Genomic DNA, 16443 nt, shown 5'->3' on the forward strand with positions numbered 1-16443 from the left:
CGGTCCTGGATAGGGCGCGGCGCGGCATTTGGCGACAGTCGGCGTGTCATTCCGTTAACCTGTCATTTCCGCTTGACCTCCGTTGCGTCTGCCGCCATCCGCATCGGCCAAGAATGTCGCGAACGACACCGGGCGGGCATTGATATTTCACGATGGATTTTCTGGGGGCAGGACACGTATGGCGCAGACACGCCCGAATGACGACGTGAACACCGAGATCGAGGATCTCGAATTCGCCAGCGCGCGCCGCGAACTGCCGGGGCTGCAGGGCATGATCTGGCGCGCCGCCGCCACCGCCTTCGTCTCCTTCCACCTCTGGATCCTGCTGGTGCAGCCGGTGGACCCCACCGTCTCGCGCGCCATCCACGTCTTCTTCGGCGCGGCGCTGGGCTTCGCGCTCTTCGCGCCGCGCGCCAGCACCAACCTGGTGCGGCCCGTGCCGCTGTATGACTGGGTGCTGATCGGCCTCTCCCTCATCATCCCGTTCCACTACATCTTCGACGCCGACGGCATCGAAATGCGGACCTTCATGGGCCCCAACCTGCAGGACATGCTGGTGGCGGGTGTCGGCATCCTGCTGGTGCTGGAATTCGCGCGGCGCACGGCGGGGCTGGTGATGCCGCTTATCGCCGTCACCTTCATCGCCTATTGCTTCGTCGGGCCCTGGATGCCGGGCATCCTGTTCCATCGTGGCGTGGCCTTCGACCAGCTGCTGGTGGAGCTGTTCAACAACAATGGCGTGCTGGGCACCATCGTGCAGGTCAGCGCCAGCTTCATCATCATGTTCGTGGTGTTTGCCACCTTCCTCCAGAAATCCAACGCGGGCGAGTATTTCAACGACGTGGCCCTCGCTTTGGTGGGAAGGCTGCGGGGCGGCCCGGCCAAGGTCACGGTGCTGTCCGGCATCATGTTCGGCGCGGTCTCGGGCTCGGCCGTGGCCAATGTGGTGGCGTCCGGCGCCTTCACCATCCCCATGATGCGCCGCGTGGGCTATGATCGCGCCACCGCCGGCGCCATCGAGGCCACCAGCTCCACCGGCGGGCAGATCACCCCGCCCGTCATGGGCGCCGGCGCCTTCATCATGGCCGAGGTGCTGGGCATCCCCTACACCGAGATCGCGCTGGCGGGCCTCATCCCCGCGCTGCTCTTCTACTGGGCCAACTACACCCATTGCGACCTGAACGCGCGCAAGCTCGGCATCCGGGGCCTGCCGCGCGACGAGCTGCCGCGCTGGACGACCATCCTGCGCCGCCTCTACATGGCTTCGCCGCTGATCCTGCTGATCTTCATGCTGGTGCAGGGCTTCTCGCCCTTCCGCGCCGCGGCCTGGGGCATCGCGGCGACGCTGGTCATCATGATCGTCACCTCGCTGGTGCACCGGGTGTGGCTGCAGCGGCAGGGGCTGTTCACCGGCACCGCCTCGGCCGTCATCGAGACGGCGGCGCAGATCTATGACGCGCTGCATGGCTCCATGAAGGAGGTGATGCAGCTCATCGCCGTCTGCGCCGCGGCCGGCATCGTGGCGGGCGTCATCGGCGTGACCGGCGTGGGCGGGCGCTTCGCCTCCATGCTGCTGGAGGTGGCGGGCGCCTCCTCGCTGGTGGCCATGATGTTCGCCATGTGCGTGGCCATCATCCTGGGCATGGGCGTGCCCACCACCGCCGCCTATGCCATCGCGGCGGCCGTGGTGGCGCCAGGCCTGATCCGCATCGGGGTCGAGCCGCTGGTGGCGCACATGTTCATCTTCTACTTCGCCATCCTCTCGGCCATCACGCCGCCGGTCGCGCTCGCCTCCTTCGCGGCCGCCTCCATGGCGCGGGCGGATATGTGGCAGACCAGCGTGATCGCGCTGAAACTGGGGCTGGCCACCTTCATCGTGCCCTACATGTTCTGGCTCTCGCCCGCGCTGCTGGCGCAGGGCTCCTTCCTGGAGGTCCTGCCCGCGCTGATCACGGCGCTGGGCGGCGTCTGGTTCCTCGCCTGCGCGACCGAGGGCTGGATGCTGAACGGGCCCCTCCACCCCGCGCTGCGCTTCGTCTCGGGCAGCGCGGGCTTCATGATGATGATCCCGGAATCCGTGACGGACCTCACGGGCATCACCATCGGCGTGGCGCTGTTCCTCTGGCAGCGCCGCGCCTATCCGGTCGAGGGCATGGTCACGCTGCCAAGGCCGGTCGAGCGGCGTTCCTGAACTTCTCTGCCCTGGAATGTGCTTGGCGTCCGATCGGCTTTGGCGAAACGCCGAAGTCGTGAATCGGCCGCCCAGATGGGCAGAAATGCCTTGCTCCCCCTCCCCTCCCGCAACACCATGAACCGGGGGCCGCAAGGCCCCCTTTTGTGAAGCAACGACAGGCTGCCGGGCAAAGACCCGGCCGGCCGCCCCAGGTCCCGGACCAGGGCGACCGGCCCGCGCGGCCATCAGGGAGTGAGACGACATGACCGATTTCGGCCGGAGAGCGCTCGGCCTGGGCGCGGCCGCCGCCACGCTCGGCGCCACCACCGCCAGCGCGCAGAACGCACGTTCCTATGTGCTGACCACCGCCACCATCGGCGGCACCTACTACCCGGTGGGGGTGGCGCTGGCGACACTCATCAAGGTGAAGCTCCAGGCGCAGCTCGGCCTGGACATGAGCGCCATCAGCTCCGCCGGCTCCACCGAGAACGTGCGGCTGATGCGCGAGAACCAAGCGCAATTCGCCATCCTGCAGGGCCTCGTCGCGCAGTTCGCGGGCGAGGGTGCGGGGCCCTTCGCCAATGCCGGGGTGCAGCGCAACATCCGCGGCATCCTGCCGCTGTGGTACAATTTCGAGCAGTTCGTGATCGAGCGCTCGCTCGCCACCACCGGGCGCATCATGGACATGAAGAACCTGGAGGGCGGGCGGCGCTTCTCCATGGGCGCGCGCGGCTCGGGGCTGGAGACCATGCATCTGTGGCTCTTCCCCAATCTCGGCGTGGACCACACCAAGATGGACCTCGTCTACCAGGGCTATGGGCCGAGCGCGGAATCGCTGATGAACGGCACCATCCATGGCACGAATTTCGAGGCGGGCCTGCCCACCGGCGCCGTCACCCAGGCCTTCGCCCGCGCGGGTGCCAGGCTGCGCTTCCTGCAATGGAATGACGAGGACATCCGCCGCGGCAATGGCCGTGCCTCGCTGCTGGTGAAGGGCCTCATCCCCGCCGGCACCTATCCCGGCCAGACGGAGGAATGGACCACGGCCAAGCTGCCCAACTACTTCGCCTGCAACGCGGCCGTGCCGGAGGAGGATGTCTATCTCGTCACCAAGACGATCTTCGAGAACCTGCCCTTCCTCAACAACATCCATGCCGCCACGCGGGAGATCAACCTGGAGGAATCGCTCGGCGGCTATCCCTTCCCGCTGCACCCGGGCGCCATCCGCTACTACCGCGAGCGGGGGCTGAACGTGCCGGCCAACCTCGTGCCGGCGTAGCCGGTGCTGGAGTTGGGGCGGTGTTGGGTCTATCTCACCGCCCCATGGACCAGCAGCCCGAGACCACCACCCGCGCCGGCCTCGCCCAGGATGCGGTGGCGCGCGACGCCGCCCTGCAATCGGCGCGCCGGCGCACCTTCGCCATCATCGCCCACCCCGATGCGGGCAAGACGACGCTGACCGAGAAATTGCTGCTGAAGGGCGGCGCCATCCAGCTCGCGGGTGCGGTGCGCGCCAAGGGCAATGCGCGGCGCACGCGGTCCGACTGGATGAAGATCGAGCAGGACCGCGGCATCTCGGTCGCCACCAGCGTGATGACCTTCGAGCGCGACAACCTCATCTTCAACCTGCTGGACACCCCGGGCCACGAGGACTTCTCCGAGGACACCTACCGCACCCTCACCGCCGTGGACGCCGCCGTCATGGTGCTGGACGGCGCCAAGGGCATCGAGGCGCAGACGCTCAAGCTGTTCGAGGTGTGCCGCCTGCGCGACATCCCCATCGTCACCTTCATCAACAAGATGGACCGCGAGGGGCGCGAACCCATGGAGCTTCTCGACGAGATCGAGAAGACGCTGGCGCTCGACGTGACCCCCGCCGCCTGGCCCATCGGCGCGGGGCGGGATCTGCTGGGGGTCTATGACATCGTGAACCCCGCGCTCCGCCTGCTGGGCGAGGAGGGCGACGAGGTCATCCCCGTCTCCGGCCTGGACGACCCCATCCTGGACGCCCGCATCCCCGCCCCGCTGCTGGCGGAACTGCGCGAACAGGTGGGCCTGGTCACCATGGGCTATCCGGAATTCGACATGGAGGCCTTCCTGCAAGGCACCCTCACCCCCGTCTTCTTCGGCAGCGCCCTGCGCGACTTCGGCGTGGGGCAGTTGCTGGATGGGCTGGGCCGCATGGCCCCCCCGCCCCGCCCCCGCGCCGCCGATGCGCGCGACGTGACGCCGGGCGAGGGCAAGCTCTCGGGCTTCGTCTTCAAGGTCCAGGCCAATATGGACCCCAACCACCGGGACCGCGTGGCCTTCCTGCGCATCTGCTCCGGGCGGCTGGAGAAGGGCATGCGCCTGACCCAGACCCGCACCGGCAAGCAGGTGCCCGTCAACGCCCCCCTCTTCTTCTTCGCCAAGGACCGCCAGGTGGCGGAAGAGGCCTGGCCCGGCGATGTGGTCGGCATCGCCAACCACGGCACCCTGCGCATCGGCGACACGCTGACGGAGGGCGAGCCGCTGAACTTCCGCGGCGTGCCCTCCTTCGCCCCCGAACACCTCCGCCGCGCCCGGCTGGAGGACCCCATGCTGGCCAAGAAGCTCAAGAAAGCCTTGGAACAATTGGCGGATGAGGGGGTGGTGCAGCTGTTCCGCCCGCTGGACGGATCGCCACCTGTGGTTGGTGTGGTGGGCCTGCTCCAGCTCGACGTGCTGGCCAGCCGCATCAAGGTGGAATACGGCGTGCCGGTCAGCTTCGAGGCCACCCATTGGGACCAGCTGCGCTGGTTCGCCTCCGACGACAAGGACGCGGTGGAGCGCTTCACCCGCCAGCACAAGGCCGACCTCGCCGAGGACCATGACGGCGAGATGGTGGCCTTCTTCACCTCCGACTGGCGCCGCCGCCGCGCCGAGGAGGAATTCCCGGCACTCACCTTCCACGCCGTGCGCGAACAACACGGGCTGGCCAAGCCGGGCGGCTGATGCTCAACTCCAGGTGGCGAACGCGCCTGGAGGTTGACGCACCGCAAGGCATCCTTCGCCCCTCCTGGCGCAGGATGCCCCGGTTCGCGCCGCGAGGCGCGCGCCGGGAGGTCGCGCCATCAGGCGCGGGCCGGGAGTAGAACCAGATGCCGCGCCGGGCACCATTGCCACCACCATCAGGCCGCCGCGCCCTGCTGCGGGCCGGCGCCGCGCTGGCGCCGCTGCTGGCCAGGCCCGCCCGCGCGGACCACCATGACCAGGCGTGGCGCCGCATCCTCGCCCGGGGCCGCATCCGCTTCGCCAGCGGGATCTGGATGGCGCGGCTTCCCGTGCCGCCTGCCCCCTCGGCCGCCCCCTCGGCCACCCCCTGGGCCGAACCGGTGGAGGACCCCTTCCACGCCGCCCTCGCCGCGCACCTCGCCGCCACCTTGGGGCTGCGGCACAGCTTCGACCTGCCCCGGCGCGCCTTCGAGACCCTGCAACACGTGGTGGCGGGCGAGGCGGATGTGGCGCTCGGCCCCATGCTCAACCGCCTGACCGCGCGGCAGCTCATGTTCACCCCCCCCTATGCCGAGCTGGAGACGGTCATCCTCTCCGCCCATGTCGCGCGCCGCCGGCGCCTGGCGGATTGGCGCGGGCTGCGGCTGGGCCTGCAGGATGGCTATGTGGCGCACCTGACCAATCTGGGCTTCGACCTGGAGGAGGCCCGCGCCCAGCCCTTCACCGAACTGGCCGCGCTGGAGGAGGCGCTGCTCGACGGCGCGCTCGACGCCGTCATCACCACCAATGTGACGGCGCGCAACATCATGGCGCGCCACCCCGGCAGGGGCTTCGGCATTCGCACCTCCCTCACCCCGCATCTGCACGGGGCGGCGGTGCGCTTCGGCGAGCACGAATTGCTGCGCGCCATCACCATCGCCCTGCACGCCGTCCAGGAGGACGGCACGCTGGCCCATCTCTTCGCACTGCATGCCGGGGCGCCGCTGGTGGCCCCGCGGGAAGGCCTCTGACCGCCATGACGCTCCTGCCCCGCCGCGCCCTCGGCGCGCTGCTCGCCACGCCCTGGGTCGCGCCCGCCGCCGCCCAGCCACGCTCCTCGGTGCATTTCCTGAGCTGGACGGCGGTGCTGGACAGCCTGCGCGCGCAATTCGCGGAATTCACACGCGCCAGCGGCGTCACGGTGCGGCACCAGCATGTGCCCTGGATCTCCTACCGCCCGGCGCTGCTGGCACAGCTGCGCGCGACGGCGGCGGCGGATGTGGTCCTGATGTCCGATGCCTGGCTGCCGGAGGTGGCCGCCTCCGGCCTGCTGGCGCCCATTGACGCCATGCCCGCCCTGACCCGCTTCAACGCCGAGGCCGCGCCCGCCTGCACGGAGGCCATGCGCTTCGGCGGGCAGCAATATGGCCTTGCCTACTACACGGACAGCATTGGTTTCTTCTACCATCGCGGCCTGTTGCAGGCGGCGGGCATCGTCACCCCGCCCACGAGCTGGGAGGAGGTGATGGACCATTGCCGCCGCATCCGGTCGCTCGGGATCGCCCGCTTCCCCATGGGGCTGCCGCTGGCGGGCGACCCCTGGCTGATCGAGCTGCTCTCCACCCTCGTCTTCAGCCATGGCGGGCGCTTCGTGGATGATGCGCGGGTCAGCGTGATGGCGGAGCCCGGGCGCGGCATCATCCCCACCCTGGCCTTCCTGCGCGACATGATCCACCGCCACCAGGCCCTGGACCCGACCAGCCCCGGCCAGGACGAGGTGGGCGTGGCCCGCGCCTTCGCCGAGGGCCGCCACGCCTTCGCCCTGCTGCCCAGCTACCGCCTGCGCTCCCTGAACAACCCGCTGACCTCGGACGTGGCGGGCCAGGCGCGGCTGGGGCTGATGCCGGTGGGCGGCGCGCAGCTGGACCCCGCCACCTGCGGCTGGGTGCGCTTCTACGCCATCTCGGCCGCGGCCGGGCGGGATGCGGGGCGCCTCGCCCGCGCCAGCGCCTTCCTCTCGGCCTTTGGCGGGCATGACGCGTCGGGCGCCTACACCATGCAGCGGCGCCTCTTCGTGAATGACGGCCTGCCCTTCTGCACCCTGCCCCTGCTGAATGATCCGCGGGTCAGCGACGTGCTGGTGTCCGATGGCGAAAGCCCCGAATGGCGCGCGCTGCACCTCGCCTCGGCCCGCAACAAGGACGTCATCGCGCCCTGGTTCGGCAATTGGCAGGGCGTGACGAACGAGATCTGGCGCGCCGTGGCGCTGGACCGGCTGGCGCCCGAGGCGGCGGCGGAGATGGCCCATGCCCTCTGGGTCCAGCTCTGCGACGCCTGCCGGTTGCGGCCATGAGGGCACCGCCCCTCACCCGCCGCGCCGCCCTGGCCGCCGGGCTGCTGCTGCCCGGCACCGCCCGGGCCGATGGCAGCTTCGCCGCGATCCGCACGGCGGGCCGGCTGCGCCTCGGCCTGCTGGTGGACGACACGCCCATGGCCTTCCGCAACCACGGCACCCGGCTGGACGGCATGGCGGTGGCGGTGGGCGCGGCCTTGGCCTTCGGCATGGGCGTGCAGCCGGATTTCGACCTCACCACCTATGGCGACCAGGTGGACGCCCTGCGCGAAGGCCGCTTCGACCTGCTGCTGACCGCGCCGGCCATGACGCTGGAGGCCGCGCGGGTGATGATGTTCTCCACCCCCTATGCCGAGCTCGACTGGCATCTGCTGGCGCGGCGCGACCTGCCGCTGCCCGGCCTGGACGAGGTGGGCCGCCGCCCCCTGGTGCAGCTGCGCGGCTGGAACAGCGTCTTCGGCAACCAGCTGCTGGGCGAGCGCCCGCGCCATCTGCTGCTGCGCCAGGACTGGCGCGGGATCGCGGAGGCGCTGCACCGGGGCGAGGCCGAGGCCGCCATCGTGCCCGCCACCCTGGCCGCCCGCATCACCGACACGCTGCCCGCGATCGAGACCAAGTCCAGCCTGGGCCGCGCGCTGATGGCCATCACGGCGCCCTTCGGCGCGCATGATCTGCTGGAGGCGGTGAACGCCCAGCTTCTGCTGCTGCGGCAGCGTGGGGTGCTGGCCATCCTCCACCGGCATTTCCTCGGCACGCAACTGCGCGTGGGGGGCGCGCCATGACAGGCCCCCTGCCGCGACGCGCCCTGCTGGCAGGGCCGGCCCTGCTCGGCCTCGCGGCGCCCCCGCCGGCGCCATGGCCGCGCGCGGCGCCCTGGCGCGCATCCTGGAGAACGGGGAGCTGCGGGTGGGGCTGATGCTGCGCACCCCGCCCTGGGCCGCGCATGACGAATGGGGCGAGCCCGACGGCTCGGAGGTCGCGCTGGTGCGGCAATTGGCGCGCGACCTCGGCGCGCGGCTGCGCATCGTGGTGCTGGAGGCGGAGGAGCGGATTCCGGCGCTGGAAAGCGGCCGGGTGGACATCGTCGCCTCCTTCCCGGTGAACACGGGGCTGCTGCGCCACATCGCCCTGGCGCGGCCGCATGACCGGCTGCGGGTGGTGATCGCCGGGCGCGCGGGGCGCCATCTGCACGACTTCCCGGACCTGGACGGCCTGACCCTGGCGCTGCCGATCGGCACCGCCCTGGCGGACCTGGTCCACCCGCTGCTGCCGCCCGGGGCGGTGGCCGTCTTCCTGCCGGACTACGCCGAATGCCTGGACGCCGTGCTGCAAGGCGAGGTGGACGCGACCGTCGCCTTCGAATGGAGCGTGCGGAACCTGCTGCTGACCGACCCCTTCGCCCCCATCGAACAGGGCTTCCTGGTGCGCGACTCCCCCCTGGCGCTCGCCGTCGCGATGGGCGAGCGGGATCTGCTGCGCTTCCTGGACACCTTCGTGCTGCTCCGCACCGCGGATGGCACGCTGGATGCCCTGCACCGGCGCTATTTCGTCAGCGCGCCCGCGACCGAGACATCCGCGACCGACAGGCGGTCGCCATGAGGTCAGCCGCCCCGGCCGCTCAGCAGGCGGCGCCGCACCGAGGCGAAGGCGCCCTCCACATCGGGGTCGGCGCGCACATAGCCCACGCCCACCGCCCGCTCATTCGGGTTGCTGATGCCGAGCGGGGAGCTGCCCGTCCGTTCCTGCGTGGCCAGGATTTCCAGCAGCGGGCCCTGGCCCACCCCCTCCTGCCAGCGCTGGCGCCAGACGCTGACGGCGCCGCCGCGCACCATCTCGGGCCAGGACTGGGTTTGCAGGGGCGGGCCCATGGCGGCGCCCACATGGGCGAAGACCTCGGCCACCGTGGCCCCGCCCTCGATGGTCTGGAAGGCCTCGATGCGGACCACGCGCAGCCCGCGCTGCGGGTCGTTCAGGAAGTTGACGCGGATATTGGGGCAGACGAAGGGGGCGCCGCGGGGCAGGCAGTCATCCTCGGCGGGGACGGCCAGCAGCATGCGCGTCAGCCCATCGGGGGGCAGGTCCGCCTCCACCTCGATGGAAAAGCCCGCGCCGCGCAGCACCTCCACCACCTCCAGCCGCGACATGTCGAGGTCTATGTCGCGGGCGGTGGCCAACAGTTCGAGGCGAAGCCCTTCGAAACGCGCGCCTTCTTCGGCGGGGGGCGGTTCCGTGGCCTGGGCGGGCGCCATCACCAGCGCGGTGAGCACCATCGCCGTCCGCAAGCTTCCAAAAAAGGAAACCCGACTCAACATTGGTCCATTCCCGTTCTCTGGTCGCATTCCTAACACATGTCGGGGACATTCATCATTGTTTCGGCGCAAGGAGGCAAGCCGGATTTCTTGCGCCGGCATGGTCTTTTGATGGCGGCCGGCGCGGTCGGGGCCATGGGCATCGCCCAAGGCAGCCCGGCCGGCAGCGATGCCGAGGATTGGAACGTCTTCCGCACCCGCTTCCTCGCCCCAGAGGGCCGGGTGGTGGACACGGGCAACCGCAACGTCTCGCACAGCGAGGGGCAGGGCTATGGGTTGTATGGCGCCGTCCGCGCCGATGACCGCCAGGCCTTCCAGCGCATCCTCACCTGGACGCTGGCCTCGCTGAAACGGCCCAACGACAACCTCTTCGCCTGGCGCTTCACCCCGGACGGCACGCCCCCCGTCACCGACCTCAACAATGCGAGCGATGGCGACCTGATGATCGCCTGGGCGCTGGTCGAGGCCGGGCGGAAGTGGCGCCACCCCGAATACACCCAGCGCGGCCTGGCCATCGCGCGGGACCTGCAACGCCTGTGTTTCCTGAACCTGGGCCGGCGCTGGCTGCTGCTGCCGGGCGCCTATGGCTTCCGCGCGGCCAACCGGGTGGTGGTGAACCTCTCCTACATCATCCTCCCCGCCTTGCAGGAGCTGGGGCGGGAGCTGCGCGACGCCACCTGGACGCGGGTGGAGATGGACGCGCTGGCCCTGCTGGAGGAGGCGCGCTTCGGCCAATGGCAGCTCCCGCCCGACTGGCTGGAGATCCAGGCCGACAACGGCGCGCTGCGGATCGCGCGGAACTGGCCTCCGCGCTTCAGCTTCGACGCGGTGCGGATTCCGCTGAACCTGTGCTGGGGCGGCTCCGGTGCCCATGCCGTGGTGCGCGCCTGCGCCGATTTCTGGACGCATCGCGGCCCCGCCGCCCCCATGCCCGCCTGGACGGAACTGCCCAGCAACGTGCTGGCCCCCTATCCCGCCAACCCCGGCATCCGCGCCGTGGCGCTGCTGTCGAAGGCGCTGCGCGATGGCGCGGGGGCGCGGGCGGTGCTGCCGCGCGTGGCCCAGGCGCAGGGGGAATACTACTCCGCCGCCCTGGTCATGCTGGCGCGGATGGCCTGGCGGGACCTGCTGCGGGTGTAGCCCTCCGGCACATTCTGTGGGAGGCAAGGGCAAACACCCGGAGGATCAGCCCCATGCCCACCGCCCTCGTCGTCAGCGCCCATTCCGCCGATTTCGTCTGGCGCGCCGGCGGCGCCATCGCGCTGCACGCCGCGAAGGGCTGGGAGGTGACGGTGGTGTGCCTTTCCTACGGGGAGCGTGGCGAATCCGCGAAGCTCTGGCGCCAGCCGGGCATGACGCTCGATCGCGTGAAGGCCGCGCGCGAGGAGGAGGCGAAGGCCGCCGCCCGGCACCTCGGCGTGCATGACATCCAGTTCTGGGATCTGGGCGACTACCCCATCAACCTGGACGAGGCGGCCTTCTACCGCCTGGTGGACCTCTACCGCGCCATCCACCCCGCCTTCGTGCTGACCCACAGCAAGGCCGACATCTACAACCACGACCACCCGGCCGTGACCGACTTCGCCCAGCACGCCCGCATCACCGCCCAGGCGCATGGCCACAACCCCGGCCAGAAGGTGCTGGGCGCGCCGCCCGTCTTCCTGTTCGAGCCGCACCAGCCCGAGCAATGCGACTGGAAGCCCGATGTGCTGCTGGACATCTCGCCGGTGTGGGAGAAGAAGCGCGCCGCCATCGAGTGCATGGCGGGGCAGGAGCATCTCTGGGAATACTACACCCGCGTCGCCCTCCAGCGCGGCGCCCAGGCCGCCCGCAACAGCGACAAATCCATCAAGCACGGGGAAGGCTACCAATCCGTCTTCCCCCATGTGGTCGAGACGCTGGGATGAGCGCGCCGCTCCAGGTCGCCATCGGGCGCACGCCGCGCACGGCCGCGCTGTTCGCGGACCCCAGGGGCTTCGCGCTGGCGGAAATGCCCAACATCACCCGCGCCTTCGCGCCCATGGTGCGGGAGGGGCGGTATGAGGTGAGCGAACTGGCCATCGCCACCTTCCTGATGGCCAAGGCGGCCGGCGCGCCTCTCGTGCTGCTGCCGGCCGTGCTGTCCGCCCGCCACCCGGAGGCCTCGCTGCTGGCCCGGCGCGGCGGGGAAGTGCGGAAGCCCGAGGATTTGCGCGGCCGGCGCGTGGGCGTGCGCGCCTACAGCCAGACCACCGCGCTCTGGCTGCGCGGCATCCTGGCCGAGCGCCACGGCCTGCCCGCCGACGCGATGCGCTGGGTCACCTTCGAGGACGCCCATGTGGCCGGCTACCAGGACCCGCCCTGGTGCGAACGGGCCGCCACAGGCGCCGACATGACCGCCATGCTGCTGGCCGGTGAGCTGGACGCCGCCATCTTCGGCAGCGAGGGCGCCGGCACGCCGGAGGTCCTGCCCGTGATGGCCGACCACGAGGCCGCCGCCGCGCAGTTCATTGCCACGCATGGTTTCATGCCGGTCAACCATGTGCTGGTCGCCCGGACCGATGTGGCGGCGGCGCGGGTGGACGCCCTCTCCGCCCTGCTGGCCCGGCTGCGGGCGGGCGGTGTGGAGGTGGCCCGCCGCGCCGCCTTCGCCGCGCCATTGGCCGCAGCCGCCCGACTCTGCCACGCCCAGGGGCTGACGGATCGCGCCCTGACCCTACATGAAATCTGGGCCGGAACGCCGGATCGCTTCCGGTAACAGCGGGCAACCGCAAGAGTAATCGCGCGTTCAGTCGGTCCACCCCGCGCATCGCGCCTCCGGCGGGACATGCCGGGCGGGGCAAGAATGGGGTAGCCTGTTGGGAATGACGCCGCGACATATAAGGGTTTTCTGTCTCCAACCGGCCGCTCTTCTGCTGTGCGGCCTGGTGCTGGCGCTGCCGGGCGCCTCCCGGCTGGCCGCGCAGGAAGCACCGGTCGCGACCGAACCCGTCCCCGGCAACCTGCCCTACCGCGCCACCGTGGTGCCGACCGGGGTGGAGGAGCTGGACAGCCTGCTCCAGGCCGCCTCCCCCCTCATCCGCCTGCAGGAACGCGCGCCGACCGATGCGCTGGGCCTCGCCGCGCGCATCGGCGCCGAGCCCGACCGGCTGCGCCCCGCCTTCGAATCCGAAGGGTTCTGGGCCGGGCAGGCGCAGGTGGCCCTGGCCGGCAGCCCGCCCGGCAGCCCGCCCCCCACCGCCGAGCAGCTCGCCGCCCTGCCCACCCCCATCGCGCTGGAAATCCGCGCGACACCCGGCACCCGTTACACCCTGCGGAGCATCAACACCGAGGGCGCGGCCCCCATCCTGCTGCGCCCCGGCCAGCCCGCCCGCGCCGAAACGGTGCTGGCGGCCGAGACCGCGGCCCTGGCCACCTGGCGTGCCGAGGGCCGGCCGCTCGCCCGCGTGGAGCGCCGCGTGACCGTGGACCATGGCGCCGCCGCGATGGACGTGACCTTCCTCGCCGCGCCCGGCCCCCGCGCCACCTTCGCGCCGCCCAGCGTGGCCGGCACCGTGGCGGTGAACCCGGAGGTGGCGCAGCGCGTCGCCGCACTCCGGCTGCGCTCCTGGCACTACAGCCCCGGTCTGGTGGCGGAGGCGCGGGCGGATTTGCTGGCGCTCGGCCCCTTCGGCGCCGTGCGGGCCGAGGAAGGCACGGCGCTGGACGAGGAGGGCCGCTTCCCCGTGACCTTCCACGTCACCGAACGCCCCTTCCGCGCCATCACCGCCACCGCCGCCTATGAAACCAATTTCGGCCTGGCCCTGACCGGCGCCTGGGAGCACCGGAACCTCTTCGGCAATGCCGAGCGGCTGCGGATCGAGGCCGCGATCAGCCGGTTGGGCGAGAGCTTCGACCGCACAAATGCCCGCCTCTCGGCCAGCTACCGCCGCCCCTTCCCCCTGGGCTTCCCCGGCACGCTGGTGGTGAACACGGCCATTCTGCGCGAACGGCTGGACAGCTACGACCGCGACGCCATCACCGCCTCCATCCTCTACGAGCAGCGCTTCGGCCGGCACTGGACCCTGGGCGCCGGCCCGACGGGCGAGATCGGCCGCTCCGGCCCGCCCGGCGGCCCGCTGCGGCCAAGCAACCTGATCGGACTCGCCACCCAGGCGCGCTTCGACAACACCAACAGCGCGCTCGACCCCACGCGGGGCTGGCGCCTGCGCTTCGACGTGACGCCGAGCTATTCGCTCAGCCGCGCCCAGGCCTATGTGCCGGTGCGCGCCACCGCCAGCACCTACATCGATTTCCAGGGCGCGGGCCGCACGGTCCTGGCGCTGCGCGGCAGCATCGGCTCCCTGCTCAACGCCCAGGCCGAGGATGTGCCGGTGGCCCAGCGCTTCTTCGCGGGCGGCGGCGGTTCGGTGCGCGGCTATGGCTTCCAGACCATCGGCCCGCGCGACGCCCAGGGCCGCCCGCGCGGCGGCGCCAGCATCATCGAGACGAGCGTGGAGCTGCGCCAGCGCTTCGGCAGCAATTTCGGCGGCGTGGCCTTCGTGGATGCGGGCGGGGTGGGGCTGGAGCCCTTCACCCCCACCGATGCGCTGCGCGTGGGCGCCGGTGTGGGCGTGCGCTACTACACCGCCTTCGGGCCGGTGCGCGCCGACATCGCCATGCCGCTGGTGCGCCAGCCGGGCAGCGGCAATTTCGGCATCTATCTCGGCATCGGCCACGCCTTCTGATGCGCGCGCTGCGAATCTTCGCGTGGCTCGTCGCCTCGCTGCTGCTTCTCACCGCCCTGGTGCTGGGCTTCCTGCTGGCCACGCCGCTGGGCAACCGGCAGGTGGCGCGGGTGGCGCAATGGGCGGTGCCGGGCCTGGTGCTGGAAGGCGTGACGGGGCCGCTGCCCGGGCGCCTTTCCCTCACCCGCGCCACCCTCGCCGATGAACAGGGCGTCTGGCTGACGGTGGAGGATGCCTCGCTGCGTCTGGAATGGACCGCGCTGTTCGGGCGCGAGGCGCATATCACCCGCCTCGAGGCCGCCCGCATCCACCTCGCCCGCCTGCCCGCGGGCGAGCCCGACTCGGACCCCACCCCCGGCATCACCCTGCCCAGCCTGCCCCAGCTTCCCGTCGCCATCCGGCTGGATGCGCTGGAGGTGGCGCGGCTGGAGCTGGACGCCGCCGTGCCGGGCGGGCCGGCGGCGCTGTCCGCGCGCGGCCATGCGCGTCTGGCGGGTCCATCGGCCTCGGTGGAACTGGCCGTGCGGCGCCTCGACGCCCCCGGCACCGCCGACCTCGTAGCGGAGCTGGAGGGCGAGAGGCTGGTGGCGCGCCTCATCGCCAGCGAACCGCCCGGCGGCGTGGTCGCCACCGCCGCCGGCCAGCCCGGCGCGCCCTTCCAGGCCGAACTCGCTTTGGACAGCCAGGCCTGGCGCCTGGACGCGACGCTGGGCGAGGCGCGCGTCACGGGCGCGGGCGAACTGGCCCTGGCCGGTGGCGCCGTCGCGGCCTCGGGCCGGCTGGACGCCCTGCCCGGCCCCTTCCTGCCCGCGGAATACGCGCCTTTGGCCGCGACGGTCGGGCTCGACTTCGCCCTGCGCTATTCCGCCGAGGGCGACCTCGCTTTGGACCGCATCCTCGCCACCGCCCCCGGTGGGCGGCTGGAAGGCCGCGCCACCCTCGCCGCCAATGGCGCGCTGGCGGGCGAGGCCCGGCTCGACCCCGGCGCCGCCGCCCTCTTCGCGCCCTTCCTGCCCGAGGGCATCACCTATGGCACCGCCACCGCCACCGCGCGCTTCGGCGGCACGCAGGACAACCCGAGCGCCACCCTCTCCGCCCGCATCACCGAGCCCCGCACCAACACCCCGGCCGACCCGCTGCTGGGTGAGGTGCTGACGGTCGAGGCAAGCTATGCCGAGGGCGGGCGCGACGCCGCGCTCGCGCTCCAAGGCGCGCGGCTGGAGGCGCGGGTGGCCGGCGCCATCCCCACCAACGACCAGGCGCCGCTGGCCCTGGACATCACCGCCCGCGTCACCGACCCGCCCGAGGCGCAGGGCACCGTCACCCTGGAGGGCCGCGCCACCGGCACGATGGCCGCGCCCGCGCTCGACGCCGTGCTGACGACCGAGGCGCTGGTCTATGCCGGTCGCCGCGCCGGGCCGCTGCGCGTGGCGGTCCAGGCCAGCCCGCAGCATGTGGCGCTGGACGCCAATGGCACGCTGGACGAACGGCCGCTGACGCTCCGCGCCGAGCTGCGGCAGGATGCCGAGGGCCGCCTGGACATCCGCGCGCTGGATGGCGCCTGGGCCGGCATCACCTTGCGCGGCGGCGGCCGCTTCGACTGGCCCGACGGGCAGCAGCAGGCGGAGCTGGCGCTGGCCATCCCGGACCTGTCGGTGCTGGCGCCCTTCCTCGGCCAGCCCGTCACCGGGGCGCTGACGGCCGAGGCCAGCGCCGCCCCCGTGGAGGGCGCCACCGGCCCCGCCGCCCAGCGCTTCGCGCTGCGCGTGGTCAGCCCCGGCTTCGCCATCGCCGGGCAGCGCGGGCGGCTGGATTTCAGCCTGGGCGGCACCCTGGAAGAGGCCAGGCTGGAACTCAACGCCCGCAGCGACGCGGCCAATGTGGAGGCCAGCGCCCGCATCCGCGTGAACGACGAGGCGGCGGAGGCCGTGTTCACGCGCCTCAACCTCG

At 71.8% G+C, this 16443-nt stretch carries 12 protein-coding genes; 11 read left to right on the top strand and 1 reads right to left on the bottom strand.

The features are described 5' to 3' along the window. Nucleotides 1-178 precede the first annotated feature (178 nt). The 7 genes from ICW72_RS11505 to ICW72_RS11535 all read left to right on the top strand — a co-directional run bounded on the left by ICW72_RS11505 (nt 179) and on the right by ICW72_RS11535 (nt 9077). Nucleotides 179-2191 (top strand): TRAP transporter permease, encoded by a 2013-nt coding sequence (locus tag ICW72_RS11505; protein ID WP_191082834.1) that lies wholly within the window; start codon nt 179-181, stop codon nt 2189-2191. Between the two features lie 244 nt (nt 2192-2435). Continuing rightward, nucleotides 2436-3452 (top strand): TAXI family TRAP transporter solute-binding subunit, encoded by a 1017-nt coding sequence (locus ICW72_RS11510; RefSeq protein WP_191082835.1) that lies wholly within the window; start codon nt 2436-2438, stop codon nt 3450-3452. A gap of 44 nt (nt 3453-3496) precedes the next feature. Then, nucleotides 3497-5146: a peptide chain release factor 3 gene (locus ICW72_RS11515; RefSeq protein ID WP_191082836.1), complete on the top strand. Its 1650-nt coding sequence runs from the start codon at nt 3497-3499 to the stop codon at nt 5144-5146. A gap of 146 nt (nt 5147-5292) precedes the next feature. Then, nucleotides 5293-6156 (top strand): substrate-binding periplasmic protein, encoded by an 864-nt coding sequence (locus ICW72_RS11520; protein ID WP_191082837.1) that lies wholly within the window; start codon nt 5293-5295, stop codon nt 6154-6156. Between the two features lie 5 nt (nt 6157-6161). Further along, on the top strand, nt 6162-7478 hold the full coding sequence (locus ICW72_RS11525; protein ID WP_191082838.1) for an ABC transporter substrate-binding protein: 1317 nt from the start codon (nt 6162-6164) through the stop codon (nt 7476-7478). Then, the gene (locus ICW72_RS11530; protein WP_191082839.1) at nt 7475-8260 is read left to right on the top strand and encodes a substrate-binding periplasmic protein; all 786 of its coding nucleotides are present in this window, start codon (nt 7475-7477) and stop codon (nt 8258-8260) included. The genes ICW72_RS11525 and ICW72_RS11530 overlap by 4 nt, the downstream gene beginning before the upstream one ends. Before the next feature lie 73 nt (nt 8261-8333). Beyond that, a complete protein-coding gene (locus ICW72_RS11535; RefSeq protein ID WP_191082840.1) occupies nt 8334-9077 on the top strand; it encodes a transporter substrate-binding domain-containing protein in 744 nt (247 codons plus the stop codon). Nucleotides 9078-9079: 2 nt separating this feature from the next. On the opposite strand, the gene ICW72_RS11540 is transcribed toward ICW72_RS11535, so the two are convergent. Then, nucleotides 9080-9748, bottom strand: a complete 669-nt coding sequence (locus ICW72_RS11540; RefSeq protein ID WP_191082841.1) for a hypothetical protein — start codon at nt 9746-9748, stop codon at nt 9080-9082. A gap of 174 nt (nt 9749-9922) precedes the next feature. On the opposite strand from ICW72_RS11540, the gene ICW72_RS11545 reads away from it, so the two are divergent. From ICW72_RS11545 to ICW72_RS11560, 4 genes are all read left to right on the top strand, one after another. Then, a complete protein-coding gene (locus ICW72_RS11545) occupies nt 9923-10927 on the top strand; it encodes a glycosyl hydrolase family 8 (protein ID WP_191082842.1) in 1005 nt (334 codons plus the stop codon). Nucleotides 10928-10980: 53 nt separating this feature from the next. Continuing rightward, complete coding sequence (locus ICW72_RS11550; protein WP_191082843.1) at nt 10981-11694, top strand: PIG-L deacetylase family protein; 714 nt, start codon at nt 10981-10983, stop codon at nt 11692-11694. After that, nucleotides 11691-12524 (top strand): ABC transporter substrate-binding protein, encoded by an 834-nt coding sequence (locus ICW72_RS11555; protein WP_191082844.1) that lies wholly within the window; start codon nt 11691-11693, stop codon nt 12522-12524. The genes ICW72_RS11550 and ICW72_RS11555 overlap by 4 nt, the downstream gene beginning before the upstream one ends. Before the next feature lie 169 nt (nt 12525-12693). Continuing rightward, complete coding sequence (locus ICW72_RS11560) at nt 12694-14493, top strand: autotransporter assembly complex protein TamA (protein ID WP_191082845.1); 1800 nt, start codon at nt 12694-12696, stop codon at nt 14491-14493. Nucleotides 14494-16443 lie beyond the last annotated feature (1950 nt).

It is taken from the genome of Roseococcus microcysteis, from assembly GCF_014764365.1.
Classification (GTDB): Bacteria; Pseudomonadota; Alphaproteobacteria; order Acetobacterales; family Acetobacteraceae; genus Roseococcus; species Roseococcus microcysteis.